Source organism: Luteimonas sp. TWI662 (genome assembly GCF_039673825.1).
In the GTDB taxonomy this organism is placed as follows: Bacteria; Pseudomonadota; Gammaproteobacteria; order Xanthomonadales; family Xanthomonadaceae; genus Luteimonas.
In genome coordinates this window covers 1-24,445 of sequence record NZ_JBDJMI010000005.1, presented here as the reverse complement: position 1 = coordinate 24,445, position 24,445 = coordinate 1, and the positions used below count along the sequence as shown (strand labels likewise).

23 protein-coding genes are annotated in these 24,445 nt (G+C 69.4%); 3 read left to right on the top strand and 20 right to left on the bottom strand.

The window, feature by feature from the left end; all coding sequences use genetic code 11:
* Positions 1 to 49: 49 nt before the first annotated feature.
* From ABE488_RS05485 to rlmE, 16 genes are all read right to left on the bottom strand, one after another.
* Positions 50 to 2,167 carry a TonB-dependent receptor gene (locus ABE488_RS05485; protein WP_346442156.1) on the bottom strand — a complete coding sequence of 706 codons (2,118 nt, stop codon included), beginning with the start codon at positions 2,165 to 2,167 and terminating at the stop codon, positions 50 to 52.
* A 123-nt stretch (positions 2,168 to 2,290) separates the two neighbouring features.
* Entirely contained in the window at positions 2,291 to 4,579 is a 2,289-nt protein-coding gene (locus ABE488_RS05480; RefSeq protein WP_346447415.1) for a TonB-dependent receptor, read from the bottom strand.
* 103 nt (positions 4,580 to 4,682) lie between these two features.
* Complete coding sequence (locus tag ABE488_RS05475; protein ID WP_346442158.1) at positions 4,683 to 5,834, bottom strand: FecR domain-containing protein; 1,152 nt, start codon at positions 5,832 to 5,834, stop codon at positions 4,683 to 4,685.
* Positions 5,827 to 6,438, bottom strand: coding sequence for an RNA polymerase sigma factor (locus tag ABE488_RS05470; protein WP_346442159.1), 612 nt, complete (start codon positions 6,436 to 6,438; stop codon positions 5,827 to 5,829). Before ABE488_RS05470 ends, ABE488_RS05475 begins: the two co-directional genes overlap by 8 nt.
* A 175-nt stretch (positions 6,439 to 6,613) precedes the next feature.
* Positions 6,614 to 7,669 carry a DUF2931 family protein gene (locus ABE488_RS05465; RefSeq protein WP_346447414.1) on the bottom strand — a complete coding sequence of 352 codons (1,056 nt, stop codon included), beginning with the start codon at positions 7,667 to 7,669 and terminating at the stop codon, positions 6,614 to 6,616.
* Positions 7,670 to 7,869: 200 nt separating this feature from the next.
* On the bottom strand, positions 7,870 to 9,162 hold the full coding sequence (locus tag ABE488_RS05460; protein WP_346442161.1) for an adenylosuccinate synthase: 1,293 nt from the start codon (positions 9,160 to 9,162) through the stop codon (positions 7,870 to 7,872).
* Between the two features lie 240 nt (positions 9,163 to 9,402).
* Entirely contained in the window at positions 9,403 to 9,594 is a 192-nt protein-coding gene (locus ABE488_RS05455) for a DUF2065 family protein (RefSeq protein WP_346447413.1), read from the bottom strand.
* Between the two features lie 8 nt (positions 9,595 to 9,602).
* On the bottom strand, positions 9,603 to 10,466 hold the full coding sequence (hflC, locus tag ABE488_RS05450; protein WP_346442163.1) for a protease modulator HflC: 864 nt from the start codon (positions 10,464 to 10,466) through the stop codon (positions 9,603 to 9,605).
* The gene (gene hflK / locus ABE488_RS05445) at positions 10,463 to 11,626 is read right to left on the bottom strand and encodes an FtsH protease activity modulator HflK (RefSeq protein ID WP_346442164.1); all 1,164 of its coding nucleotides are present in this window, start codon (positions 11,624 to 11,626) and stop codon (positions 10,463 to 10,465) included. The genes hflC and hflK overlap by 4 nt, the downstream gene beginning before the upstream one ends.
* Positions 11,627 to 11,823: 197 nt before the next feature.
* A complete protein-coding gene (gene hflX, locus ABE488_RS05440; RefSeq protein ID WP_346447412.1) occupies positions 11,824 to 13,146 on the bottom strand; it encodes a ribosome rescue GTPase HflX in 1,323 nt (440 codons plus the stop codon).
* A gap of 20 nt (positions 13,147 to 13,166) precedes the next feature.
* Entirely contained in the window at positions 13,167 to 13,445 is a 279-nt protein-coding gene (hfq, locus tag ABE488_RS05435) for an RNA chaperone Hfq (protein ID WP_346442166.1), read from the bottom strand.
* Positions 13,446 to 13,589: 144 nt separating this feature from the next.
* The gene (gene miaA, locus ABE488_RS05430; RefSeq protein WP_346447411.1) at positions 13,590 to 14,570 is read right to left on the bottom strand and encodes a tRNA (adenosine(37)-N6)-dimethylallyltransferase MiaA; all 981 of its coding nucleotides are present in this window, start codon (positions 14,568 to 14,570) and stop codon (positions 13,590 to 13,592) included.
* Between the two features lie 67 nt (positions 14,571 to 14,637).
* Complete coding sequence (putP, locus tag ABE488_RS05425; protein WP_346442168.1) at positions 14,638 to 16,122, bottom strand: sodium/proline symporter PutP; 1,485 nt, start codon at positions 16,120 to 16,122, stop codon at positions 14,638 to 14,640.
* Between the two features lie 82 nt (positions 16,123 to 16,204).
* Entirely contained in the window at positions 16,205 to 17,104 is a 900-nt protein-coding gene (folP, locus tag ABE488_RS05420) for a dihydropteroate synthase (RefSeq protein ID WP_346447410.1), read from the bottom strand.
* A 234-nt stretch (positions 17,105 to 17,338) separates the two neighbouring features.
* Entirely contained in the window at positions 17,339 to 19,267 is a 1,929-nt protein-coding gene (ftsH, locus tag ABE488_RS05415) for an ATP-dependent zinc metalloprotease FtsH (RefSeq protein WP_346442170.1), read from the bottom strand.
* Positions 19,268 to 19,382: 115 nt separating this feature from the next.
* Entirely contained in the window at positions 19,383 to 20,009 is a 627-nt protein-coding gene (gene rlmE, locus ABE488_RS05410; RefSeq protein WP_346442240.1) for a 23S rRNA (uridine(2552)-2'-O)-methyltransferase RlmE, read from the bottom strand.
* 82 nt (positions 20,010 to 20,091) lie between these two features.
* Between rlmE and yhbY the strand changes: the two genes are divergently transcribed.
* A complete protein-coding gene (gene yhbY, locus ABE488_RS05405; protein WP_346442171.1) occupies positions 20,092 to 20,397 on the top strand; it encodes a ribosome assembly RNA-binding protein YhbY in 306 nt (101 codons plus the stop codon).
* Positions 20,398 to 20,414: 17 nt separating this feature from the next.
* Positions 20,415 to 20,798, top strand: a complete 384-nt coding sequence (locus ABE488_RS05400; RefSeq protein ID WP_346447409.1) for an Mth938-like domain-containing protein — start codon at positions 20,415 to 20,417, stop codon at positions 20,796 to 20,798.
* Positions 20,799 to 20,875: 77 nt separating this feature from the next.
* Here the strand turns inward: ABE488_RS05400 and ABE488_RS05395 are convergent, their stop codons facing one another.
* From ABE488_RS05395 to surE, 4 genes are read right to left on the bottom strand one after another with little or no spacing between them, the layout of a single operon-like run.
* The gene (locus ABE488_RS05395; RefSeq protein ID WP_346442173.1) at positions 20,876 to 21,601 is read right to left on the bottom strand and encodes a peptidoglycan DD-metalloendopeptidase family protein; all 726 of its coding nucleotides are present in this window, start codon (positions 21,599 to 21,601) and stop codon (positions 20,876 to 20,878) included.
* The gene (locus ABE488_RS05390) at positions 21,598 to 22,182 is read right to left on the bottom strand and encodes a YqaA family protein (protein ID WP_346442174.1); all 585 of its coding nucleotides are present in this window, start codon (positions 22,180 to 22,182) and stop codon (positions 21,598 to 21,600) included. The genes ABE488_RS05395 and ABE488_RS05390 overlap by 4 nt, the downstream gene beginning before the upstream one ends.
* Positions 22,182 to 22,877, bottom strand: a complete 696-nt coding sequence (locus ABE488_RS05385) for a protein-L-isoaspartate(D-aspartate) O-methyltransferase (RefSeq protein ID WP_346442175.1) — start codon at positions 22,875 to 22,877, stop codon at positions 22,182 to 22,184. The genes ABE488_RS05390 and ABE488_RS05385 overlap by 1 nt, the downstream gene beginning before the upstream one ends.
* Positions 22,874 to 23,656 (bottom strand): 5'/3'-nucleotidase SurE, encoded by a 783-nt coding sequence (surE, locus tag ABE488_RS05380; protein ID WP_346447408.1) that lies wholly within the window; start codon positions 23,654 to 23,656, stop codon positions 22,874 to 22,876. Before surE ends, ABE488_RS05385 begins: the two co-directional genes overlap by 4 nt.
* A gap of 123 nt (positions 23,657 to 23,779) precedes the next feature.
* Between surE and ABE488_RS05375 the strand changes: the two genes are divergently transcribed.
* A complete protein-coding gene (locus tag ABE488_RS05375) occupies positions 23,780 to 24,325 on the top strand; it encodes a Smr/MutS family protein (RefSeq protein ID WP_346442177.1) in 546 nt (181 codons plus the stop codon).
* Positions 24,326 to 24,445 lie beyond the last annotated feature (120 nt).

The following is a 24,445-nucleotide window of genomic DNA, read 5'->3' as shown; positions in this document are numbered from 1 at the left end:
GGTCCTGTCGAAAGACCGGCGCCCGTCACCGGGCGCCGGCCGGGGCGGGTCAGAAGCTGTAGCGCACCAGCACGCCGAAGGTCCGCGGCCGCAAGCGGTTGGCCACGCCCAGGGTCGTGCGGGCATTGAGCGCACCGTCCTCATTGGTGAGGTTTTCGCCGTAGAGGAAGGCCGACCAGCCAGCATCGGCCTCGACGCCGATGCGCGCATCGAGCATCGTGATCGCATCGCCTGGCGAACCCGCGGTCAACGCGGTCTTGCGCGCCGAGTCGTGGACCAGACCGGAACGCACCACGCCGCGCAGGTCGCTGCGGATGTCCCAGCTGTAGGCGGCCGAGGCCGACAGGCTATTGCGCGGCACGTTGTAGACGTCAGTGCCCTTGTTGAGCGGGGTGCCGGGCACGTCGGCAACGTAGGTGGCGTCGATGACCGCGCCACCGAGCTGCAGCATCAGCGATGCGGTCGGCGTGTAGACCAGGTTGAATTCGACGCCCTTGTTCTCGGTGCCCTTGGAGTTGGTCAGGCCGTTGATGGTCGAGGTGATCGGCACGCGCACCGCCACGTCCTTCCAGTCGCTGTAGAACAGCGCGCCTTCCACCAGCAGGCTGCCGTCGAGGAACAGCGACTTGGCACCGAGCTCGTAGGTGGTGATCGAGTCGGGATCGATGGTCGACGGCAACACGATGCCGTTCTGCTCGGCCAGCAGGATCGAGGAGATCGGCTGCAACTGGCCGGAGCGGAAGCCGCGCGCCGCACTGGCGTACAGCGTGGTGTCGCGCTCAGGCTTGAAGGACACCGACACGCGCGGGTTCCAGCTGTCGAAGTTCGCATTGAGCGTCGAGGTGCGCGTGGTGGAGACCGAGATCGCGTCGACGTCGTCGCTGAAGTAGCGCAGACCGCCGGTCAGTGCCCAGCGTGGATCGGGCAACTTCACCGTGACCTCGCCGAACACCGCGTAGGCGTCATTGGTCTGGCTGGACCGGCTCGGCGGCGCGCCGCCGACCTGCGAGCCGTCATTGCGCTGCGCCTTGCGCAGGTAGTAGCCCATGGTCCAGTCGACCTGGCGGTCGCCGGTGGACGACCAGCGCAATTCCTGAGTGCGCACCTGCAGGTTGATGTTGCTGACGTAGGTCGTCGTCGGGTTGAGCTTGCCGTCGTTGGCGTAATCGAGCTCGGCATCGGCGAACGAGTAGAACAGTTCCGAGCCGCCGAAGTCATAGGTGCTGACGAAGCTGGCGGTGTGCCACTTGTCGTCATTGCTGTAGAACGAGTTGGTCGTCAGGTCGTCGAGTGCGCCATTGCCGCCACCGGGCGCCTTGGATTCGTACTTCCAGTACGCCAGGTCCATGGTCCACTGGTCGACAGGCGCAAAGCGCACCTTCACCCGTCCAGTCTTCACGCGCTGTTCGTTGATGTCCTTGTTGCCGGTGACATTGTCGTCGGTCCAGCCCGAGAGCTTTTCGTCGGTGATCGCCACGCGCGCGGCCAGACGATCCTCGATCAGCGGAATGTTCACCACGCCCTTGCCGCCCCAGCCGTTGCTGCCGCCCTTGGTCGTCGAGGCCGACCCCTCGAAGGCGCCGCCGAAGGTGTTGAAGTCGGGCTTGCGGGTGAGGATGCGCACCGTACCGCCCATCGAGCCTTCGCCAAACAGCGTGCCCTGCGGCCCCTTGAGGATCTCGACACGGTCGATGTCCCACGAGCGCGCTTCGGGATACCACGGCACGCTGACGCCGGTGAACGGGATCTCGTCGAGGTAGTAGCCGTTGTCGTTGCCGCCCAGCGAGCTGGACACGCCGCGGATCTGCACCTGGGTGAAGCCGCCGCCGTTGTCGACCGAGGCGGCACCGGGCGTCATCGTGATGATCTCCGAGACGTTGTTGATGCCGAAGGCGTCGATCTGCTCGCCGGTAATGGCCGACATCGCGATCGGCACGTCGATCTGGCGCTCGCTGCGCTTGCGCGCGGTCACAGTGACGCTGCCCAGCTCCTTGACCGTGGCGTCGTGCGAGGTGGCCTGGGCCGCGCCGTCGGCCTGGGCGTCGGTGGCGATGGCGTCGTTCGCATGCGCATTCGCCGCGAACAGCAGGGCCGTGGCGATACCCACGCACAGCACCTGGCGAACGGGGGCGGATGGACGATGCGAAGCTCGGGCGATACGGGTCACGGCTCTCTCCTGGCGATCGGTGGGGCGCGATGTGCGCGTCGAAGACCCGCGGTGTGCGTGGCCTTCCGAAAGCCGTGACGATTGGATGAAGAAAAAGTGAAATGCGCGTGTCATGCGCATGGATCAGTAGCGTGTCTCGAACTCCACGCCCACCGTCAGCGGCCGCAGGCGCGTCGCCATGCCGCGGATGTTGCGGGCATCGTCGGCGCCCGATTCGTTGGTCAGGTTGTCGCAGTACAGCGCCAGGCTCCAGCCCGCGTCCGACTCCAATCCCACCCGGGCATTCGCCCACACGATGGCGTCGCCCGGCGTGCCCTGGGTCAACGAGACCCGGCGCGCACTGTGATAGCGCAGCCCGGCACGCGTGACGAGTTGCAGGCCGTTGCGCACATCGTAGCGATGCTCGGCCGATGCCCCCGCGGTCAGCCGCGGAATGTTGTAGACCGGCGTGCCCGGCACGATGGTCGTGCCCTCGACGCGTGCGATGTAGGCGGCATCGATCCATGCGGCCTCGAGCTGGAAGTCGGTGTCGGCGCGCGACTGCACGGTCAGCCCGAGTTCGGCCCCGCGGATGTGCGCCCCTTCCGAATTGGCCAGGCCGTTGAACACGTCAGTCACCGGCACGCGAATGGGCACGTCGCGCCAGCGGCTGTCGAACACCGCGGTCTCGAGCAGCACCCGGCGATCGTGCAGCAGCAGCTTCGCCCCGACTTCGCTGGTCAGGATGCGGTCGGCGTCGATCTTGGTCGGCAGTGCGATGCCGGCCGCCTGCGCCAGCAGCACCGAGGTCACCGGCTGCAACTGGCCGGAGCGGAAGCCCTTGGCAACGCTCGCGTAGACAGTGGCGTCCGCGGTCGGCTTCCACGACACCCCCAAGCGGGGATTCCAGCTGTGGAAGGTCTCGTCGAGCAGCGTCTGGGCATCTGTGGTCAGCGACGCGCCGCGCACACGATCCTCGAAGTAGCGCAACCCCAGGTTGACACTCCAGTCCGGCATCGGCAGCTGCAGCGTCGCGTCGCCGAAGTACGCCGCGCCGTCGTTGGTCTGCCGTGCGCGGCTGGGCGCAACGGCCCCGATCGCGGCGACATCGGCGCGGGCCGCATGCCGCCGGTAGGCACCGAGCGTCCACGACAGCGCGCCGCGACCGGTCGAGCTCCAGCGCAACTCGTCGGTCCGCAATGCGATGTCGATCGCGCTGGCGTAGGCGACGCCGGGCAGGATCTCGCCAGCCTGCTGCTGTGCGAGGTCGGCCTGGGCATGCGTGTAGACCAGCGTCGAGGCGTCGGCCTCGAAGGTGCTGACCAGGTTGGACGTGGTCCAACGCACATCGCGACCGTAGAAGTACGACGTCCGCATCGCGTCATCGGCTGCATAACCGCCGCCCGGCGCGTCGGAGTCGTAAGTCCAGTGCGCGGCGTCGAGCCGCCAGCGGTCGGTGGGCAGCGCGGACAGGCGCAGGCGGCCGGTGCGCACGTGCTGGGTATTGATGTCGCGTCGACCGTCGCGGGCGTCATCGACCCAGCCGGGCAGCGATTCGTCGGTGGCGACCGCACGCAGCGCCAGGCGTTCGGCCACCAGCGGCAGATTGGCCATCAGCTTGGCACTGCGGCCGTTGCCGCCGCCGCGCACGGTCGACAGGCCCGCGGTGGCGCGCAGCGCGACGCCATCGAAGGCCGGCGCATGAGTCAGGATGCGCACCGTTCCGCCCATCGAGCCTTCGCCAAACAGCGTGCCCTGCGGGCCGCGCAGGACCTCGACGCGGTCCAGGTCGAATGCGCGCGCGTCGGGATGCCAGGGCACGGTGACGCCGGTGAACGGGATTTCGTCGATGTAGTACCCGTTGTCGTTGCCGCCCAGCGAACTCGACACCCCGCGGATCTGCACCTGGGTGAAGCCGCCGCCGACATCGACCGTCGAGGCGCCGGCCACCGAATCGATCGCCTGGGCGACATTCATGACACCGGCAGCCTCGAGCTGCGCGCCGCGCAGCGCGGTCACCGCCAATGGCACATCCAGGCTGCGCTCGCTCCGGCGCCGTGCGGTCACCTGCACTTTGCCCATATCGACCGGCGTACGCGTCGACGCCGGTGCCGGCTGCCTCGGCGGCCCCGGGACGCGCGGTGGCGCCGCCGCCGGCGCGATGGCGACGACGCCGTCCTCGCTGACGCGAAAATCGAAGCCGCTGCCGGCGAGCAATCGCCGCAAGGCATCGCGATCGTCCATCGCGCCGTGCACCCGGGGTGTCCTGGGCGCGGCGCGCAGATCGCCGATCGCCACGAACTGCCGCCCCGACTGCTCGGAGAACTGGATCAACGCATCCTCGAGCGCCTGCGGCGGCAGATCGAAGACGGTCCGCGTGGCCGCTGGCTCGGCGGCGTGCAGGGGGGCGGTCCACAGCGAAAACGCCGCCACCGCCGACAGCAGCCATCGCGCGCCCGCCCCCGACCGCAGAGCGCGGGGAACGCAGGATGCCGCCCGGCGACGGTGTGCGCTCAAGTTCTTCGGCGTCTCCCGGTCATTGCAGCGCCCGCGCGGCCGCCGCATCCGGCCCACTGTGATCGGACGTGCGCGGGTCGGGGCCGGACCGGGTCAGCACGATCCGCTTGCCATCGCGTACGACGCGCAGCGACAGCGCACGGGCGACGCTGTCGAGCCAGGCGTCCAGGTCGCCCGTCTGCCAGCGGCCGGTGACCTGCAACCGCGCCATGGCCTCGTCCTGCAGCACGATCGGGCGGGACGAGTAACGATTGAGATCGGCGACCACGTTGCGCAGCGACTCGCGCCGATAGGTCACCTTGCCGTCGAGCCAGGACAGCGTCGACGCGGGCTCGTGCGCCACGGGCGCGAGCAGCGGCCCGTCCTCGACCAGGGTGGTGCTCTGGTTCGCCGCCAGTTGCACCACCTGGTGCGCCGAACCGCCGTCGACCCGCAGGTCGGTCACCTGCACGCGGCCCTCGGTGACCGAGACGCGCTCGCCCTCGGTGCGGCGCGCGACCACGAAACGGGTGCCCAGCGCCTGCGCCATCGCGCCACCGGCGCGAACCTCGAACGGCCGCGCAGGATCCTTCGCAACCGAGAAATAGGCCTGCCCGCGGACCAGTTCCACCTGTCGCCGCTGGCTGCTGTACTGCACGACGACCTCGCTGCCGGCATCGAGATCGATGCGCGAGCCGTCGGCGAGCGTCGCCTGTCGCGGCATGCCGACGGCAGCGACCAGGTGCATCTCGGGCCCGGCGTCCGGCACATCGGCTCGCCACAGGCCCACCGTCACTGCGACCGCGGCGACGCCCGCGGCAAGCGCCGCCCAGGCGCCGGCACGGCGACCGCGGCGGCCCGCACGCGTCGTGCGCACCGACGGACGCGGCCGGAACGTGGCCTCAGTGACGGCCGGAATCGTCGCGGCGCGCGCCCCATCCCCGCCTGCCGGGACTGCGCGCGTCGCTTGCGTCTCGCGCGCGGCCTGGACGCGGCCGGGGTCGACGTCGGCGGCCGCCTCCCAGAGCAGATCGATGTCGGCGAACGCCTGCGCATGTAGCGGCGAGGCCTCCATCCAGGCATTCCAGGCGTCGACGTCGGCGTCGCTCAGGTCGTGCTCGCCCAGCCGGATGAGCCAGGTCGCGGCCTCTTCGAGCGCCTGGGCGCGGCGCGCGGCAGTGGGGTCATGCATGGTCGTCGCCTTCCGCATCGTCCCTGAGTTCGTCGAAACGCTGCTGGCACAGCGCCAACGCGCGCGCGACATGGATTCGCACCATCCGGTCGGTGAGGTTCAGACGTTCCCCCGCTTCCTTGAAACTGCATTGCTCCATTCGCACCAGGCGGAACGCCTCGGCGCACTTCTCCGGCAGCTCGGCGAGCACGGCCGGCAGCCGCTCCACCACCCGCCGGGCGCGCGCGGAGCGCTCGGGATCGGTGCCCGGGTCGGGCCACAGCTCCAGACCGTCCGGCTCGGGAAGCTCGGTGTAGGCGCGTCGCCGCAGCAGGTCGGTGGCCAGGTTCTGGGCGATCTTGAACAGCAGCGCGCGCTGGAAGCTGACGACCTGGGCATTGCCCAAGTGCAGCAGCCGGGCATAGGCCTCCTGGGCGACCTCGCGCGCGTCCTCGTAGGACCCCAGCCGGTGCTGCAGCGAGCGCACGAGGGTCGTGTTGAGGTTGCGGACCAACTCGGCCGCATCGAGTGTGCCGGGGGCGCCGGGAGCAGGCCGGCCCGACGGCGGCGCAGCGGGCGCGCCGGCCTCGGGCAAGGGCTCGATGGGATGACGGACGGACTCCATGGATGCCTGGACGAACCAGCCCTGCAAAAGTGAAATGCGTGGCCTGCATCCGGCAAACCGATGAACCCTCGCCCGCATCATGGCAAGCCGCGATGCCGCCGACAATCGCTGCCTTCTCGGCGCCCCGCCGACCGCTGTCAGCGGCGGTCTCGGCCCGGCGCCGGGCAGGCCCCGCTCAGGGCTTGAACGTGAACCCGCTGCGCGCCGAATCCAGGTGCAGCGTCGGCACGGCGACATCGCCCAGCATGACGTCCAGGCCGCCGTGGCCATCGTCGACGAAGCGCAGCGCACGGGCGCCGGACTGGCTGGCGAACAGCCGGTTCAACACGGCCCAGTCGAACCGGGCCGCGGTCTCGAGCGTCGTGCCGCTGGGCGAGCGCCAGTACAGGGTCATCTCCCGGGGCACCGCGCGCGACTGGGCGATCCCCTGACCCACCCAGGGACGCAGCATGATCTCGCGCTCGCCGTTGAAGTACTCGGTGACGACCTGGTAGAGCTCGGCATCGGAACTGGGCGGCTCGAACACCGGGGCCCGGTCGTAGCGCTGCTGGTAGTCCAGCCAAGGACGGGCCGAGGCGTCGGGCATTACCTGGGCCCGCATCTGCGCGCGCGTCACCGAGATGGTCGAAAACAGCGCGTCCGCATAGCGCGCATCGTCCTCGATCGGCTGGGCCCGGAACGTGCCGATCTGGACCTGCTGAGCGCCGTAGCGCACCCAGACCGCGACCAGGCCTTCGGGCGCGAAGCCGAACACCAGCCCGCGCATCGGGTAGTAGCTCGTGCCGAAGCGATTGAACTGCCGCGCGTAGTCCGGCACCTGGCGCACGTCGATATAGGGCTGGAGCGGCTGCTCGCTGGAGTCGGACTCGCTGTTGGGATAGGCCCGGTAGGCCAGCGTCTCCATCAGCGCGCGCGGGAAGGCCGCATCCAGCCGGTAGAAGGTGTCGTCGTACCGGGCGTAGTAGACGATCTGCGCGCCCACCGGAATGCCGCGATCCTCGCCGGCGCCTTTGCCCGACTGGCCCCAAGTGCCCGAACTGCTGCCGTAGGGCAGCGCGACCTGGCGACCGTCGAGCAGCACGACATGGCCTTCGACCGGCGTGACCAGATAGGGATTGTCGGGATGCGACAGGTCGATGCCGAACGACGGCAGCGGCGGATCCTTCGCGTCGGCCTGGCAGCCTGCACACAGGGCGGCGGCGACGGCGAGGACGGCGGGGAACAGGCGCATCGGGGTCTCGGTGGCGGCAACGGGCGATCGCACGCCGGAGGCGGCGTGATGGACGCATCGTTGCGTCCGGCGTCGCTGCGCGCAAGCCCGGCGTGCACGCACGTGGCCTGCCCGCCGGGCCGCCGCGGCCGGCAATGCCGGCGCCCGGATACGACACGGCCCGGACGTGCCGGGCCGTGTCGTTCAGGCCGCGTCCGCGATCAGGCGAACGGGTCCTGCAGCACCATCGTGTGCGCGCGGTCGGGGCCGGTGCTCACGATGCTGATCGGGCAGCCGGCCAGTTCCTCGAGCGCGCGCAGGTAGGCGCGGGCTGCGGGCGGCAGATCGTCCCATTCGGTGATGCCGTGCGTGGTTTCTTCCCAGCCCGGGAACTCGAGGTACACCGGCGTGCACTCGTCCCAGCCGGCGGCATCGAGCGGCGCGTACTCGGTGCGCTTGCCGCGGTACTCGTAGGCGATGCAGACCTTGAGCTTCTCCATGCCGTCGAGCACGTCGAGCTTGGTGATGCACAGCCCGGAGATGCCGTTGATGGCGACCGCGCGCTTGAGCGCGACGATGTCCATCCAGCCGCAGCGACGCGGGCGACCGGTCGAGGCGCCGTACTCCTGGCCGCGGTCGCGGATGCCCTGCCCGATCTCGTCGTCGAGCTCGGTCGGGAACGGGCCGCCGCCCACGCGCGTGGCATAGGCCTTGGCGATGCCCAGCACGTAGTCGATCGCATCCGCGCCCACGCCGGCGCCGGCCAGCGCGCCGCCGACGGTGGTGTTGGAACTGGTGACGTAGGGATAGGTGCCGTGGTCGATGTCCAGCAGCGCCCCCTGCGCACCCTCGAACAGCACCTTGCTGCCCTGCTTGCGCAGGTCGTGCAGGATGCCGGCGACGTCGGACTTCATCGGCTCGACGTACTCGCCGAAGGCCAGCGCCTCGTCGTAGGTCTTCTGGAAGTCCACCGCCTCCACGCCCAGGTACTGGGTCAGCACGAAGTTGTGGTAGTCGAGCGCGGTGCGCAGCTGGTCCTCGAGCTGCTTGGGATAGTGCAGGTCGGCGACGCGGATACCCCGACGGGCGACCTTGTCCTCGTACGCCGGGCCGATGCCGCGGCCGGTAGTACCGATGGCCTTGCCGCCGGCGGCCTTCTCGCGGGCCTGATCGAGAGCAATGTGGTAGGGCATGATCAGCGGCGTGGCCGGGCTGATCTTCAGCCGCGAACGCACCTCGATACCGGCAGCCTCGAGCTCGCCGATCTCCTTGATCAACGCCGCGGGGCTGAGCACCACGCCGTTGCCGATCAGGCACAGCGCATCGTCGCGCAGGATGCCCGAGGGAATGAGGTGGAGGACGGTCTTCTTGCCGCCGATGACCAGCGTATGGCCGGCGTTGTGGCCGCCCTGGAAGCGCACCACGGCGCCGATATCCTGCGTGAGCAGATCGACGATCTTGCCCTTGCCTTCGTCGCCCCATTGCGCGCCGAGCACTACGACTGACTGACCCATCTTGATGACTCCTGTTGCGTGCGGCCATCGGGGCCGCAGAGTGGGTCCGCACCTGGGACGACGCGCTGCTGCGGACCGTGCCATCGGGGCACGTCCGCCGCGCCGGACCCGGACACGGAAAAAGCCGGCAAGCGCGCCCTTACAGGGGCGGCCAGCCGGCTTTTGTGCATTCTCCGGGTTTTCTTCGCGCGGGGCCACCCCAGTGGGGCCAGAGGTTCAGCCCCCGCGCACGGGCGCCTTTCAGCCTGCGCCGCGCACCAACACCAGGGCGGTCACGCCCAGCAGCAGGATCACCCCGCCCACGCGCCGCAGCGATCCTGCCGACATCGCCAGCATCTGGGCGGCGGTGCGCTTCCACAGCCCTGGAGCGACGAAGAGGATCAGGCCCTCGATCACCGCTACCAGGCACAGCGCCGCCCACAGCTGCGACATCGACGTACTCAGCGGTCGCTGCGCAGGTACTGCAGGAACGGGTCGTTGCGCTCGAGCACGATCACGCTGTCGCCCTTCTCGAACGCCTTGCGGTACGACTCCAGGCTGCGCTGGAACGCATAGAACCCCGGATCGCGGCTGGCGGCCTCGCCGTAGATGCGGGTCGCCTCGGCATCGCCCTCACCTCGCAGCTTCTGCGCATCGCGCTCGGCCTCGGCCAGCAGCACCGTCTGCTCGCGGTCGGCCTGGCCACGGATCGCGCGCGCCTGCTCCTCGCCCTCGGCACGCAGCCGGGTGGCGACCTCGCGGCGCTCGGCGCGCATGCGGTCGTAGACCTGCACGATGACCTGACTGTCGGTGGGCAGGTCGATCTGCTTGAGGCGGATATCGACGATCTGCATGCCCAGCGACTTGGCGGCCTCGTTGATGCCCGGCAGCTGGCGGTCGACGAACTGCGCCCGGTTGCCCGAGACCAGCTCGGTCAGCGTGTTGGCGTTGATCTCGTTGCGCAGCGAGTTCTTGATGATCGGCTCCAGACGCAGGCTGGCATCGTCCTCCCGGCCCTGGGTGGCGCGATAGAACGCGGCGGCGTCGCTGATGGTGACGATCGCGACGAAGTCGACGCTGACGTCCTTGCGCTCGGAGGTCAGCGAGCGCTCGGGCGAGAACGCGCTGGCGTTGAAGCGACGGTCGAAGATCCGCGCCGACTCGATCAGCGGGATCTTGAAGTGCAGGCCTGGGCCGATATCAGTACGGGCCACACGGCCGAGGTTGAGCACCAGGGCGACCTGGCCTTCACGGACCACGAATACCGAGCCCATCAGGCCCAGCAGTACGACGATCAGCAGCGGAATGACGAAGTTCAGTCTCATCGGGAGCCTCCATCGCGCGGCGGGCGCGGCAACTGCGAGGACCGCGCGGGCGCCTGGGCGGCCTCGCGGGTGGCCTCGACGGTCGGCGACAGCACCTCGGGCGGAACCAGGGACGGCGCCGGCTGCGACGACGCCCCACCCCCGGCCATCGGCACGTAGATCAACTGGCGGCCATCGCCGCCGACCACGGTGCGGTTCTTGGCGAGCACCTGCTGCACGGTATCCAGCCACAGGCGCTTGCGGGTGACCTCGGGCACCTTGGCGTACTCGTCGACCAGCAACGAGAAGCGGGTCGCATCACCGGTGGCGCGGGCGATCTCGGCGGTCTTGTAACCCTCGGCCTGCGCCCGGATGCGCGCGGCCTCACCGCGTGCCTCGGGCACGATCTTGGCGGCGTAGGCCCCGGCTTCCTTGACCAGCTGTTCGTTCATCTGCTGGGCGCTGTTGACCTCGTCGAAGGCCGGCTTGACCTCTTCGGGCGGACGCGCGTCCTGCAGGTTGAGTTCGGTGACCGCCAGACCGGTCTGGTAGCTGTTGAGCGAGGCCTGCAGCGATTCCTGCGCAGCGGTCGACAACGGGCCACGGGCGTTGAGCGCGGCGTCGAGGTTGGCACGGCCGATCTGCTCGCGTACCGCGCTGACCGCGGTCTGCTCGAGCATCTCGCGCGCGTTGCGGGTCCCGTAGAGGTACTTGATCGGATCGCCGACCCGGTACTGCACGTTGAACGAGACCACGACGATGTTCTCGTCGCGGGTCAGCACCGGCACGGTGTTGCTGTAGGACTGCACCGTCGTCGCATCGACCTTGGTCACGCGCTCGATCGGCCAGGGCAGCTTGAAGTTCGGACCCGGGCCCATGACGCGCGCAGCCTGGCCGAAACGCAGCACGACGCCGCGCTGCTGTTCGCCGATCAGCACGAAGCAGTTGAGCAGCAGCACGACGACCAGCGCGACGGCAATCCAGCGCAGCGGGTTGCCGCCACCGCCGCCGCCGAACAGGCCGCGCAACTGGTCGATCAGGCCGTCAAACGCACCGCCACCGCCGCGACCACGCCGACCGCCATTGCGGCGCGGTGGCCAGGGATTGCGGTCGCCACCGCCGGATCCACGACGGTCCGGGGTTTCGTTGTCCTTGTTCTTGCCGGGAATGTTCCAGGCCATGCCTGCTCCAGTTTCGGGCGCGCAGCCTGCGTCGGCGACGGCGCGGGGATTGCATAGTCTAACCGGCTCCCGGTCTGCGAACGCCACGGCGGCAGCAGGCAACACGGTCGTCGATGTCGGGGAAACGCGGGGGAAGATCGGGGAACGGACGTGATCGGTGCGCCGGCGCCGGCGCGCCCACGCCCGCACCCTAGGGATCAGATGGTGTCGGGGTCGTCGACAGGCAAGAGCGCGCGCAACGGAGCACCTTCGGGCTGTGCCGCCAGACGCGCGGCGTCGGCATGCGCCAGGTCGATCTCAAGCCGCCAGCCGCCGGCCTCCTCGACCGCTTCCTCGCGCACCGCCTCGAGCGCATGCAGGCGTGCGCGCAACCGGCCGGCCTCGGGCGGCAGCGCCAAGCTGCCGACGATCCGCCGTATCCCCAGCCGACGCGCCAGCGCCTGCGACAACAGATCCAGGCCGAGCCCATCGCGCGCGGACATCCACACCGCCTCGCGTACCGCATCGTCGGCGAGCGCGGCCGGATCCATGTCGTAGCGCGGCGCGGCGCCCTCGATACGGTCGATCTTGTTGAACACCAGCAACTGCGGCAGCTCACCGGCGCCGATCTCGCCGAGCACCGCGTCGACCTGGGCGATGCGCTCGTTGCGCAATGGATCGGCGGCGTCGATGACATGCAGCAGCAGGTCGGCCTCGCGCGCTTCGCTCAGCGTGGAGCGGAACGCGGCGACCAGCTCGTGCGGCAAGTCGCGGACGAAGCCGACGGTGTCGGCGAGCACGATCGCCCCGCCCGACAGATCGACCCGGCGCACGGTCGGGTCCAGGGTCGCGAACAGCTGGTCGGCCGCGTAGGCATCCGCGCCGCTGAGCGTGTTGAACAGCGTCGACTTGCCGGCGTTGGTGTAGCCGACCAGGGCGACGCGCGGCAGTTCGCTGCGCACGCGTGCACGGCGCATCTGCGTGCGCTGCACCTCGACCTTGCCCAGTCTGGCCTGCAACTGCTCGACCCGCTTCTGCAGCAAGCGGCGGTCGGTCTCGAGCTGGGTCTCGCCGGGCCCACGCAGGCCAATCGAACCACCGCGCTGGCGCTCCAGGTGGGTCCAGCCGCGCACCAGGCGCGTGGCCATGTGCCGCAGCTGCGCCAGCTCGACCTGCAGCTTGCCTTCATGGCTGCGCGCGCGCTGGGCGAAGATGTCGAGAATCAGCCCGGTACGGTCGACCACGCGCCGTTCGAGCGCACGCTCGAGGTTGCGCTCCTGTCCAGGCGAGAGACGGTGATTGACCAGGATCAGGTCGGCGCCGCTGGCCTCGGCGGCGGCCTTGACCTCCTCCAGCTTGCCGCTGCCGATCAGCGTGGCGGCATTGGGGCGGTCGATGCGCGCAGGGATCACCATCGCGACATGGGCACCGGCCGACCGTGCGAGCTCGGAAAATTCCTCGAGCACGCCTTCGTCGGCCGGACCGTGCGCGTGGGGCTGGATCAGCAGCGCGTTTTCACCCTTGCGGGAGCGTTCAAACAAGCGGGGTCAGGCCTCTGGGGTCATTCGGGCTGTTCGGCGGGATCATCGCCTGCCCCGTTGGCAGACTCGACGACACCGCCACCGGACGCCATGCGCACATTGCGCGCCGGCACCACGGTCGAGATCGCATGCTTGTAGACCATCTGGCTCACGGTGTTGCGCAGCAACACCACGAACTGGTCGAACGACTCGATCGTGCCCTGCAGTTTGATGCCGTTGACGAGGTAAATCGAGACCGGTACGCGCTCACGGCGCAGTGCGTTCAGGAAAGGATCCTGCAAGGACTGTCCCTTGGACATCGTGTTCCCCAGCTTGGTTATTGTTGTCGGGCGCTGGCCCGTCGACGCCACTCCCCGTGACGCGACCCGCCGATGTTACACAACCCTCGCCTCACGCGTACGGGACGGTTCGTCTCGAGCGGCCCGCGCGGCCGAACCAGACGCTCAGCCGCCGACTGCCGGCGCCCCGGGATGCGCAGCCAGTGCCTGTTCCACGGCGGCATCGAGCGCGGCACGTTCGCGCGCCGGGTCGAACCAGCGCACCTGACTGCGTCCGCGCAGCCAGGTGAACTGGCGCTTGGCCAGTTGCCGGGTCGCAGCGATCGCGCGCTCGCGCATCCATGCCGCATCGCCCAGCCCATCGAGGTGCTCCCAGGCCTGGCGGTAGCCGACCGCACGGATCGCCGGCAGTTCCAGCGGCGCCGGATGCGCGCGCAACTGCGGCAAGGCGCGCAGTGCACGCACTTCGTCGAGGAAGCCGGCCGCGACCATCGCGTCGAAGCGCGCGGCGATCCGCGCATGCAACTCGGCGCGCTCGCGCGGCGCGATCGCCAGTTGCAGCACGCGCACAGGCAGCGGCGGCACCTCGGGCGGGCGGCGCTGCCATTCGCTGATCGGCACGCCGCTCAGGCGATGCACCTCGAGCGCCCGCTGGATACGCTGTGGATCGCCCGGGCCGATCCGCGCCGCGGCGTCCGGGTCGACCGCCGCAAGCTGGGCGTGCAGTGCCGGCCAGCCGAGTGCGGCGGCTTGCGCCGCAATCTCCGCCCGCACCGCCGGATCGGCCGCCGGCATCGGCGACAGGCCTTCGAGCAGGGCGGCGAAGTACAGCCCGGTACCGCCGACGAGGATCGGCAGCCGCCCACGCACGAGGATGGCGTCGATCGCGCGGCGCCCATCGTCGGCGAATTCGGCCGCCGAGTAGGTCTGCCACGGATCGCGCAGGTCGAGCATGTGATGCGCGACACGGGCGCGCTCGGCGGCATCGGGCTTGGCCGCGCCGATCTCCAGGCCGCGGTAGACCAGCGCCGAATCGACGCTGACGATCTCCCCACCGAAGCGCTCGGCCAGGGCCAGCGCCAGCGCGGACTTGCCCGACGCGGTCGGGCCCATCAGCGCGATCGCGGGTGGTCGCGCGTCGGTCATGCGCGATCTCTCATGTCGTTCTTCTCGTCCAGCCGGCGGGTCGACCACGGCGATCGCGTCCAGCAGCTCAGTAGCCGCTTTCCTTCAGCGCCATCCGCACCTGCTCATGCGTGTCCTGGACGTGCTGCGGCGGCGCCCTGCCCAGCACGCTGAAGACGACGATCGCCACGGTCGAGACGATCACGCCAGGCACCATCTCGTAGAGCGCGCTGCCCGTCAGCTTCCAGAGCACGACGGTCGATGCGCCGGCGAGCATGCCAGCGATCGCGCCATTGCGGGTCATGCGCTGCCAGAACAGCGACAGGAGCACGACGGGCCCGAACGCCGCGCCGAAGCCGGCCCAAGCGTAGGCCACCAATCCGAGCACACGGCTGTCGGGATCGCGTGCGATCCAGATTGCCAGCAATGCAATCGCCGCGACCATGAGCCTGCCCACCCAAACCAGCTCGCGGTGCCCTGCGTCCGGCCGCAGGAAACCGCGATAGAAATCTTCGGTCAGCGCGCTCGAACACACCAGCAATTGGCACGAGAGCGTACTCATCACCGCAGCCAGAATCGCCGACAACAGCACGCCAGCGATCCAGGGATTGAACAGCAACTCGGCCAGAACGATGAACACACGTTCGGGATTGTCATCGACCGGGCCGGCCAGGCCGGGATTGGCCGAGAAATACGCCACTCCGAAGAACCCGGTCGATATCGCACCCACCAGACACAGGATCATCCAGGTCATCGCGATGCGGCGCGCGCGGGGAATCGTGGCCACGTTCTCGGCGGCCATGAAGCGAGCCAGGATGTGGGGCTGACCGAAGTAGCCAAAGCCCCAGGCGAGCGCCGACACCACGGCCACCAGGCCTCCGGCGCCCACCCATTCCAGCCGGGTCGGATCGACCTGCTCCACCAATGCCAGACTCGGCCCGATCCCCCCGTTGGCGACGACGACGATGGTCGGCACCAGCAACAAGGCGAAGATCATCAGCGTCGCCTGCACCATATCGGTCCAGCTCACCGCCAGAAAGCCGCCGATCAGCGTGTACACAATCGTCGCGGCCGCCCCCCACCAGAGCGCCTGCGCATAAGGAATGCCGAAGACACTTTCGAATAGCCGCGCGCCCGCCACGATGCCCGAGGCGCAGTAGACCGCGAAAAACACAAGAATCACCAGCGCAGCAAGGACGCGCAGCAGCTTGCGGCGGTCGTCGAAACGATGGGTGAAGTAGTCCGGCAACGTCAGCGCGTTATGGGTGCGCTCGGTGTAGAGCCTCAGTGGCCCGGCAACATAGCGCCAGTTGAACCAGGCGCCGATCGTCAGCCCGATGGCGATCCAGGCCTCAGAGACGCCGGTCAGGTACAGCGCCCCCGGCAGGCCCATCAGCAACCAGCCGCTCATGTCGGAGGCGCCGGCCGACAATGCAGTCACATAGCTGCCCAGCGACCGGCCGCCGAGGATGTAGTCGTCGAAGGTCCGCGTGCGGTACCAAGCCCACAGGCCGATCCCGACCATCAGCAACAGATAGGCGGCGAATGTGACGTACAGCGGCGTGACAGTCATGCGGGCTCCCCTGCCGCGGGCGGCGGCGACAGGGACGGAAGCTTAACCGCGATCGCCCGTGGTCGTGAGCGCGCGCCGCGCGCTACGCATCGTCGGGCCACTGGATCGCCGGCGCCGCCGACGCGGCACGGGGACGCGGCACCGCCGCCACCGCGCGCCAGACCTGCAGCGCGTCGACGGTGGCCGCCACATCGTGCACGCGCAGCAGCCGAGCGCCGTTCTGGGCGGCGATCAGGTGGGCTGCGACCGAACCGGCGACGCGCTCGGCCGCCACCTCGCGCCCGGTCAACTCGCCGATGCTGCGCTTGCGCGACAGGCCAGCCAGCACCGGGACGCCGAGCTCGCCCAGGCGCGCGAGCTGCGCCAGCAACGCGAGATTGTGCGCGGTGGTCTTGCCGAAGCCAAAGCCCGGGTCGACGACGATCCGACGGCGCTCGATGCCCGCCATCTCGGCAGCGAACATGCGCTCGGCCAGGAACCGGTGCACGTCGGCGACCACGTCGTCGTATTCGGGCGCATCCTGCATGCCGCGCGGCTCGCCGAGCATGTGCATCAGCACGACCGGCACGCCGAGCGCGGCGGCAGTCTCGAGTGCACCCTCGCGGCGCAGCCCGTAGACATCGTTGATCAGGCCCGCACCGGCCGCGACCGCGGCGCGCATGACCTCGGGCTTGGAGGTGTCGATGCTGACCGGCAGCCCGGTCTGCGCGACCAGCGCCTCGACGACCGGCAGCACCCGCCGCAGTTCCTCGTCGACCGGCACGTCATCGGCGCCGGGCCGGGTCGACTCGCCACCGACGTCGAGCACGTCGGCGCCCGCCTCGGCCAGCCGCAGCCCGTGCGCGATCGCGGCCTCGGCAGTCGCGTACGTGCCGCCGTCGGAAAACGAATCGGGCGTGACGTTGACGATGCCCATGACCCGCGGGCGGTCGAGCCGCAGGACGCGGCCATTGCAATCGAGCTGGGGAGCGGTGTCGAACATGGGCGTGTGATGGTGATCGGTCATTCGAGCGGGGGGGGCCGCAAGCGCGAAACGGCGCCGCGGCTGGCGGCTGTCGGGCCCATCGTATACGCGGCGCGGGCATCGTGAGTCGGCGCGACGTGCCCGGCAGCCGCCTGACGGACGCGCAAACGACAACGGCGCCGTCTCCGGCGCCGCTGTCCAATCACCGCTCACCCAGGACGCATCCCGTTCTGCGGATCATCACATCCTGCGTCAGGCCTGCTCGGCAGCGCCGCCGATCGGCTGCAGCGGGCGCTTGCCGCCCGTGTCGCCGTCGTCGCTCCCACCGCCGGGCGGGTTGGCCTTGCCCCAGCCCATCGGCGGCGGCGGATCGCGGCCTTCCATGATCGCGTCGATCTGCGGCACGTCGATCGTTTCGTACTCGAGCAGCAGCTTGGACATCGCGTGCAGCTTGTCGATGTTGCCGGTCAGGATCTCGCGGGTGCGGGAATAGGCACGATCCAGGATCTCGCGCACCACCTCGTCGATCTTACGCGCGGTGTCGTCGGAGACGCTCTTGTGCTGGGTGACCGAACGGCCCAGGAACACCTCATCGTCCTCTTCACCGTAGGCGATCGGCCCCATGACGTCCGACAGGCCCCACTTGGTGACCATGTTGCGGGCAATCTTGGTCGCGCGTTCGATGTCGTTCGAGGCCCCGGTGGTGACCTTGTCCTCGCCGAAGATCAGTTCCTCGGCCACGCGCCCGCCGTAGAGCGAGCACAGCTGGGACTCGATCGCCACGCGGTTCATCGAGTACTTGTCGCCCTCGGGCAGGTACATGGTCACGCCCAGCGCGCGACCGCGCGGGATGATCGTGACCTTGTAGACCGGGTCGTGCTCGGGCACCAGGCGACCGACGATCGCGTGGCCGGCCTCATGGTAGGCGGTGAGCTTCTTCTCGTCCTCGCTCATTGCCATCGAGCGGCGCTCGGCGCCCATCAGGATCTTGTCGCGCGCGCGATCGAAGTGGTCCATGCGGACCTCCTTGGCGTTCTCGCGCGCGGCGAACAGCGCCGCCTCGTTCACCAGGTTGGCCAGGTCCGCGCCGGAGAAGCCCGGCGTGCCGCGGGCCACGACCAGCGGCTGCACGTCCTCGTCCAGCGGGACCTTGCGCATGTGGACCTTGAGGATCTGCTCGCGGCCCTTGACGTCGGGCAGGCCCACCACGACCTGGCGGTCGAAGCGGCCCGGACGCAGCAGCGCCGGGTCGAGCACGTCGGGCCGGTTGGTCGCGGCGACCACGATCACGCCCTCGCCGCCCTCGAAGCCGTCCATCTCGACCAGCAACTGGTTGAGGGTCTGCTCGCGCTCGTCGTGACCGCCCCCCAGGCCGGCGCCGCGATGGCGGCCGACCGCGTCGATCTCGTCGATGAAGATGATGCACGGCGCCTGCTTCTTGGCCTGCTCGAACATGTCGCGCACGCGCGAGGCACCGACGCCGACGAACATCTCGACGAAGTCCGAACCGGAGATCGAGAAGAACGGCACCTTGGCTTCGCCGGCGATCGCCTTGGCGAGCAGCGTCTTGCCGGTGCCCGGCGGGCCGACCATCAGCACGCCGCGCGGAATCTTGCCGCCGAGCTTCTGGAACTTGGACGGATCGCGCAGGAACTCGACGAGTTCGGACACTTCCTCCTTGGCCTCGTCGCAACCGGCGACGTCGGCGAAGGTGACCTTGGTCTGCTCCTCGCTCAGCAACTTGGCGCGCGATTTGCCGAAGGACATCGCGCCCTTGCCGCCGCCCTGTTGCATCTGCCGCATCATGAAGAACCAGAAGCCGATGATCAGCGCGACCGGCAACAGCTGGATCAGGATGTACCCCAGCGAGATGCCGCTCGACGGCGGTGCCTGGTCGATCGCGACGTTGTGGTTCATCAGGTCGTCGATCATGCGGTCGTCGCGCCGCGGTGCGATCACCGTGCCCGTCTGCCCGCCCTTGGTCTTGAACGTGATGGTGCGCTCGTCCTCGGCGATCTTCACCGAACCGATCTGATCGCGGCGGACCTGCTCCATGAACTGCGAGTACTGGACGTCCTGGCCGCCGGCGGCGCCGGTGCGGGGGCTGAAGCTCTGGAAGACCACCATCAGCACGATGGCGACCACCACCCAGAGCAACAGATTCTTGACCAGATCGTTCATGTGATTGTTCGACTCTTCATTAGGTGGAGCGAGAAAACCGTCGCCACGCCGGCCGATGGTACTACGGCCATGTGGTGCCGCCGTTCATGGTCCCGAGGCCCGGAGCGGCGTCCGCTCAGCGCGGCCGCTTGCCCTGGGCCAGGGCGTAGACCTCCGGCGAGCGCTGCCGGGAAGCAGCCGGCTTGCGGATCGAGAGCTTCTCGTACCGCTGCCGCAGGTCCTTCACGTAGGCGTCGAAATCGGTGCCTTGGAACAGCTTGATGAGGAAGGTGCCACCGGTGCGCAGGTGGTCGTCGGCGAACGCCATCGCCAGCTCGGCCAGGTGCATCGCCCGTGGCTGGTCGACAGCGTCGATACCGCTCTTGTTGGGGGCCATGTCCGACAACACAAGGTCCACCTGCTGGCCGCCGAGCGCAGCCTCGAGCGCGGCCAGCACCGAATCCTCACGAAAATCGCCGTGCAGGAACTCGACTCCGGCCAGCGACGGCATCTCCAGGATGTCGAGCGCGATCACCCGTCCGCTGTCGCCCAAGGCCTGCCGGACCCACTGCGACCAGCCACCGGGCGCGGCTCCCAGGTCGACGACCACCATGCCTGGCTTCAGCAGCCGGCTGCGCTCGACCAGTTCCTCGAGCTTGTAGGCCGCACGCGAGCGCAGGCCCTCGGCCTGCGCTTTCTTCACGTAGGGGTCGGAGAAGTGTTCCTTCAGCCAGCGCTGGCTGCTTTTGCTGCGGGAGGCCATTGCCGGCTCGTCGGGCTGAACGGAGGACGCGAACGGCCATGATATCCTGCGGGCCGTTTTCATTCCTGCGACCGGTTCATCCATGAGTAACGTCCTGACCGCTGCCCAGACCCGTTTTCTGCGCGGCCAGGCCCATGGCATCAAGGCCATGCTGCAGGTGGGCGGCAAGGGCATCACCGATGCGCTGGTCGCCGAGATCGATGCCGCGCTCGAGCATCACGAACTGATCAAAGTGAAGGTCGGGGCGGCCGACCGCGAGGCCCGCGACGCGATGACCGCAGAACTGGCCGAGCGCACCGCCAGCGCGCTGGTCCAGCGCATCGGCCACGTCGCCGTGCTCTACCGGCAGAGCCGCGACCGCCGCCAGATCGTGCTGCCGCGGGCCTGAGCAGCCGGTTCGCGCCGATGCAGCTCAGCCTCGAAACGCCCGATTTCGATTACGTCCTGCGCGGCGCCGACGGCACCAGTGCGCGGGTCAACGATCGCCTGCTGACCCGCAGTTTCATCGTCGCGCCGCGCGCGCTGGTCGAGGACTGGCCGGCCACCTCGGTGCGCACGCTCGATCTCGACGCCCTCGCCCCGGTCCTGGCGCTCGAGCCGGAAGTGATCCTGCTGGGGACCGGCGCCACGCAGGCCTTCCCGCCGGCGGCGACAATGGCCGCCTGCCTGTCGCGCGGCGTCGGCCTGGAAGCGATGACCAATGCGGCCGCGGCGCGTACGTTCAACGTGCTGGCCGGCGAAGGCCGGCGGGTGGTGGCGGCGTTCGTGTTGGACGGCGGCGCGTGGTGATCGCTGATTGACGTCAGCGACTCACCGCTGACATCGACGCCTCACGCCTTCACGCCTGCCCCCTTACGTACGCCGGCTCACCGAGCCGGGAGGTACGACAGCGGATCGACCGGCTTGCCGTTGTAGCGAATCTCGAAATGCAGCATGTCGCGCGCCGCGCCGCTGCGGCCCATCTCGGCGATCTGCTGGCCGGCACGGACGCGCTCGCCCTCGTTGACCCGGCGGGTGCGGTTGTGGCCATAGGCCGACAGCCATTGCTCATCGTGCTTGACGATGATCAGCTCGCCGTAGCCAACCAGGCCCGAACCCGAATACACCACCACGCCGTCGGCGGACGCACGGACCGGTTGCCCGCCGGTGCCGGCGATATCGATGCCCTGCTTGGTGGGTTCGTTGGCGACATAGCGCGCGATCAACTGCCCGTCGGTCGGCCACTGCCATTGGAACGGGCTGCGTGCCGGCGGTGGCGCGGGCGGCTGCGGCGCCGACTGCGTCGGCCGGACCGGCTGCCGTCCGCCTCCGGACGACGCCGCGGTGGCCGTGCCGCGCCCGCCCGGATACAGACGCAACCGCTGGCCGGGATAGATGGTGTACGGCGGCGGGATGCTGTTCCAGGTCGCCAGGTCCAGCACGCTGATGCCATTGCCCGACGCGATGCGGTAGAGCGTGTCGCCACGCTGCACCACCACGCTCTGACCGGGCTTGGGCGTCGAGACGCGCGTCGCCCCACCCTCCCGGACCACCCGGCTGCTGCCGCAACCGACGAGCAACAGGGCCGTCAACACCAGTACCACGATCCTCATCGGCGAAACTCCATCCAGACCAGTCCGACCGCGACCAGGCCGACCATCAGCCAGCCCAGCCACTCGATGTAGCGCCGCAGGATCGGCTCCACGCGCGGGCCGCCCCAGGCCATCAGTCCGGCCACAAGGAAGAACCGCGCGCCGCGCCCGACCAACGAGCCGGCGATGAACGGTAACAGCCCGACACCGAGCGAACCCGACGCGATCGTGAACACCTTGTACGGAATCGGCGTGAAGGCGGCGAGGAAAACGAAGACGAAACCGTGCCGCAGGAACAGCGCCTGCACCTGCTCGAAAGCAGGCTGCCAGCCCATGCGCACGATCCATGGCCAGACCAGATCGAGCGCGTAGTGACCGATGACGTAGCCCAAGAGGCCACCGATCACCGACCCGAGGGTGCACAGCAACGCGTAACGCCACCAATTCCGGGGCTGGGCCAGCGCCATCGGCGCGAGCATCACGTCGGGCGGGATCGGGAACACCACCGATTCGGCCGCGCTCATCGCAGTGAGGTAACGCGGCGCATGACGATGCCGGGACCAGGACAGCACGCGCTCGTAGAGCGCTTCGAACAGGCGCATCAGTCGATATACCCCGAAAGCAACGGCACGAACGCCACCGCTGCCACATCCTGCTGCACGAGTCGACCGTCGGCCTGCTTGTGCAGCACCAACAGCCGCTGCGCACCCGCCGCGCCGACCGGCGCGACCAGCGTGCCGCCGTCGGCGAGCTGCGCGGTCAGCGCATCGACCAGCGCAGGGCCTGCAGCAGTGACCACGATGCCGTCGAACGGGCCGTTCTCCGGCCAGCCGATGCGGCCGTCGTCGTGCTTGCTGCGAACGTTGAGGCCGAGCGAGCGGAAGCGCTTGCGCGCCACGCGCAGCAGCTCGCCGATGCGTTCGACCGTGTGCACCTCGATGCCCAGCGCGGCGAGGATCGTCGCCTGGTAGCCCGAGCCGGTGCCCACTTCGAGCACCTTGCGCGGCATGCCGTTGGCCAGCAGCGCCTCGGTCATGCGCGCGACCACCCAGGGCTGGGAGATTGTCTGGCCATGGCCGATCGGCAGCGCGGTGTCCTCGTAGGCGCGGGTCGCCAGCGCCTCATCGACGAACAGGTGCCGGGGCACGGTACGGATCGCGTTGAGCACGCGCTCATCGGAAATTCCGCCGCCCGGATGCGCGCCATCGCGCAGTCGCTCGATCAGGCGGTCGCGCACGCGCTGCGAGGTCATGCCCACGCCCAACGCCTCGGGTTGCAGCCGCAAGCGCGCCATCATGCCTGCGTCGCCCGGAGCCCGGCCTCCAGTCCGCCGACCCAGCTGGCGACATGCTCGAGCGCCTGGTATCGGGTGAGATCGACATGGATCGGGCTGATCGAGATATGCCGCGTGCGCACGGCGTGGAAATCGGTGCCGGGGCCGGCGTCCTGTTCGGGGCCGGCAGCGCCGATCCACCAGAATGTCCGCCCGCGCGGGTCGACGATCGGCGTGCAGCCTTCGGCACGGTGGCGATTGCCCAGCCGCGTGACCTCGAAGCCGGCGAGCGCGTCCCAGGCGACATCGGGCACGTTGACGTTGAGGATCGTGTCGGCCGGCAGCGGATCGGCCTTGAGCCGGGCGACGATCTCGACCGCCGCGCGCGCGGCGGTTTGGTAATGGCGGCCGTCGTGATTGGCCGTGACCAACGACATCGCGACCGCAGGCAAGCCGCAGAAGCGCCCCTCCATCGCCGCAGCGACGGTGCCCGAATAGATGACATCATCGCCGAGATTGGCGGTGTTGTTGATGCCCGACACGACGATGTCGGGTTCGCGCTCGAGCAGGCCGGTCATCGCCACGTGCACGCAGTCGGTCGGCGTGCCATGGACCCGCCAGGTCGTCTCATCGATCTGCACCACGCGCAACGGCAGGTCGAGTGTGAGCGAGTTGCTGGCCCCGGAGCGGTCGCGATCGGGGGCAACGATCAGCACCTCGTGTCCTGCATCGCGCAGCCCCTGGGCGAGGATCCGGATGCCCGGTGCGTCGACGCCATCGTCGTTGCTGACCAGTACGCGCATGAACGTTTCCGAAAGCCCCCTGCGGTTGGCGAAGCGGACATGATAGCGGATGCGTCCCACGCGCCCCAGCTTGCGCGGACGCGCGATCCTGCGCACGACCGGCGTCCGCGCTACGCTGATGCCATGAGCCGCAATCACGACGCGCCCGACGACGACGATGCCGCGCTGTTCCGCGCCGCCATTGGCGCGGTACGCGAACTGCCCAGCGCCCCGCCGCCGCCGCAGGCGCCCCGCCCGCGCCCGGCCACGCGCATGGCCGAGCGCGACGACGAGGAGGCGCGCAGCGAGTTCCGGCAGTTGCTCGACGGCCCGCTGCTGCAGGGCGGCGATGCGATGCAGTACCGTCGCGACGATGTTCCCGCCCGGGTGCTGCGCCGGCTCGGCCGCGGCGAGTACGCGGCCCAGGAAGAACTCGATCTGCACCATGCCGATGCCGCCCAGGCGACCGCGCTGCTGCGGCTATTCCTGCGCGACGCGATCGATGCCGGCGTGGGTTGCGTGCGCATCGTGCACGGCAAGGGCATGAACTCCTCGCCCGACGCGCCGGTCATCAAGAACCTGGTCGATCGCCTGCTGCGCCAGCGCGGCGATGTGCTCGCATTCCACAGCGCGCCCGGCGCCCAGGGCGGCACCGGCGCGGTGCTGGTGCTGCTGCGCCCGCGGCGCTGACCGGCCGGCAGACGCTGCAAACCGGCAGAACCGGGGGGGGCGGGCGCATTTGTCTCGCGGCCGGGGACTCGGAGCCCCGGGGGTGGCGGGGGGGTGGGGGGCGGGGGGCCGCCCCAGAAA

What these genes read in the sequence shown, in the direction of transcription:
- folP (WP_346447410.1), bottom strand. Translation starts at nt 17,104, where the DNA reads ATGTTCGACACCGCTCCCCAGCTCGATTGCAATGGCCGCGTCCTGCGG.
- ABE488_RS05470 (WP_346442159.1), bottom strand. Translation starts at nt 6,438, where the DNA reads ATGGAGTCCGTCCGTCATCCCATCGAGCCCTTGCCCGAGGCCGGCGCG.
- ABE488_RS05460 (WP_346442161.1), bottom strand. Translation starts at nt 9,162, where the DNA reads ATGGGTCAGTCAGTCGTAGTGCTCGGCGCGCAATGGGGCGACGAAGGC.
- yhbY (WP_346442171.1), top strand. Translation starts at nt 20,092, where the DNA reads ATGAGTAACGTCCTGACCGCTGCCCAGACCCGTTTTCTGCGCGGCCAG.
- hfq (WP_346442166.1), bottom strand. Translation starts at nt 13,445, where the DNA reads ATGTCCAAGGGACAGTCCTTGCAGGATCCTTTCCTGAACGCACTGCGC.
- rlmE (WP_346442240.1), bottom strand. Translation starts at nt 20,009, where the DNA reads ATGGCCTCCCGCAGCAAAAGCAGCCAGCGCTGGCTGAAGGAACACTTC.
- ABE488_RS05375 (WP_346442177.1), top strand. Translation starts at nt 23,780, where the DNA reads ATGAGCCGCAATCACGACGCGCCCGACGACGACGATGCCGCGCTGTTC.
- ABE488_RS05455 (WP_346447413.1), bottom strand. Translation starts at nt 9,594, where the DNA reads ATGTCGCAGCTGTGGGCGGCGCTGTGCCTGGTAGCGGTGATCGAGGGC.
- miaA (WP_346447411.1), bottom strand. Translation starts at nt 14,570, where the DNA reads ATGACCGACGCGCGACCACCCGCGATCGCGCTGATGGGCCCGACCGCG.
- hflK (WP_346442164.1), bottom strand. Translation starts at nt 11,626, where the DNA reads ATGGCCTGGAACATTCCCGGCAAGAACAAGGACAACGAAACCCCGGAC.
- hflC (WP_346442163.1), bottom strand. Translation starts at nt 10,466, where the DNA reads ATGAGACTGAACTTCGTCATTCCGCTGCTGATCGTCGTACTGCTGGGC.
- putP (WP_346442168.1), bottom strand. Translation starts at nt 16,122, where the DNA reads ATGACTGTCACGCCGCTGTACGTCACATTCGCCGCCTATCTGTTGCTG.
- ABE488_RS05390 (WP_346442174.1), bottom strand. Translation starts at nt 22,182, where the DNA reads ATGCGCCTGTTCGAAGCGCTCTACGAGCGCGTGCTGTCCTGGTCCCGG.
- ftsH (WP_346442170.1), bottom strand. Translation starts at nt 19,267, where the DNA reads ATGAACGATCTGGTCAAGAATCTGTTGCTCTGGGTGGTGGTCGCCATC.
- ABE488_RS05400 (WP_346447409.1), top strand. Translation starts at nt 20,415, where the DNA reads ATGCAGCTCAGCCTCGAAACGCCCGATTTCGATTACGTCCTGCGCGGC.
- ABE488_RS05475 (WP_346442158.1), bottom strand. Translation starts at nt 5,834, where the DNA reads ATGCATGACCCCACTGCCGCGCGCCGCGCCCAGGCGCTCGAAGAGGCC.
- ABE488_RS05465 (WP_346447414.1), bottom strand. Translation starts at nt 7,669, where the DNA reads ATGCGCCTGTTCCCCGCCGTCCTCGCCGTCGCCGCCGCCCTGTGTGCA.
- ABE488_RS05395 (WP_346442173.1), bottom strand. Translation starts at nt 21,601, where the DNA reads ATGAGGATCGTGGTACTGGTGTTGACGGCCCTGTTGCTCGTCGGTTGC.
- surE (WP_346447408.1), bottom strand. Translation starts at nt 23,656, where the DNA reads ATGCGCGTACTGGTCAGCAACGACGATGGCGTCGACGCACCGGGCATC.
- ABE488_RS05385 (WP_346442175.1), bottom strand. Translation starts at nt 22,877, where the DNA reads ATGATGGCGCGCTTGCGGCTGCAACCCGAGGCGTTGGGCGTGGGCATG.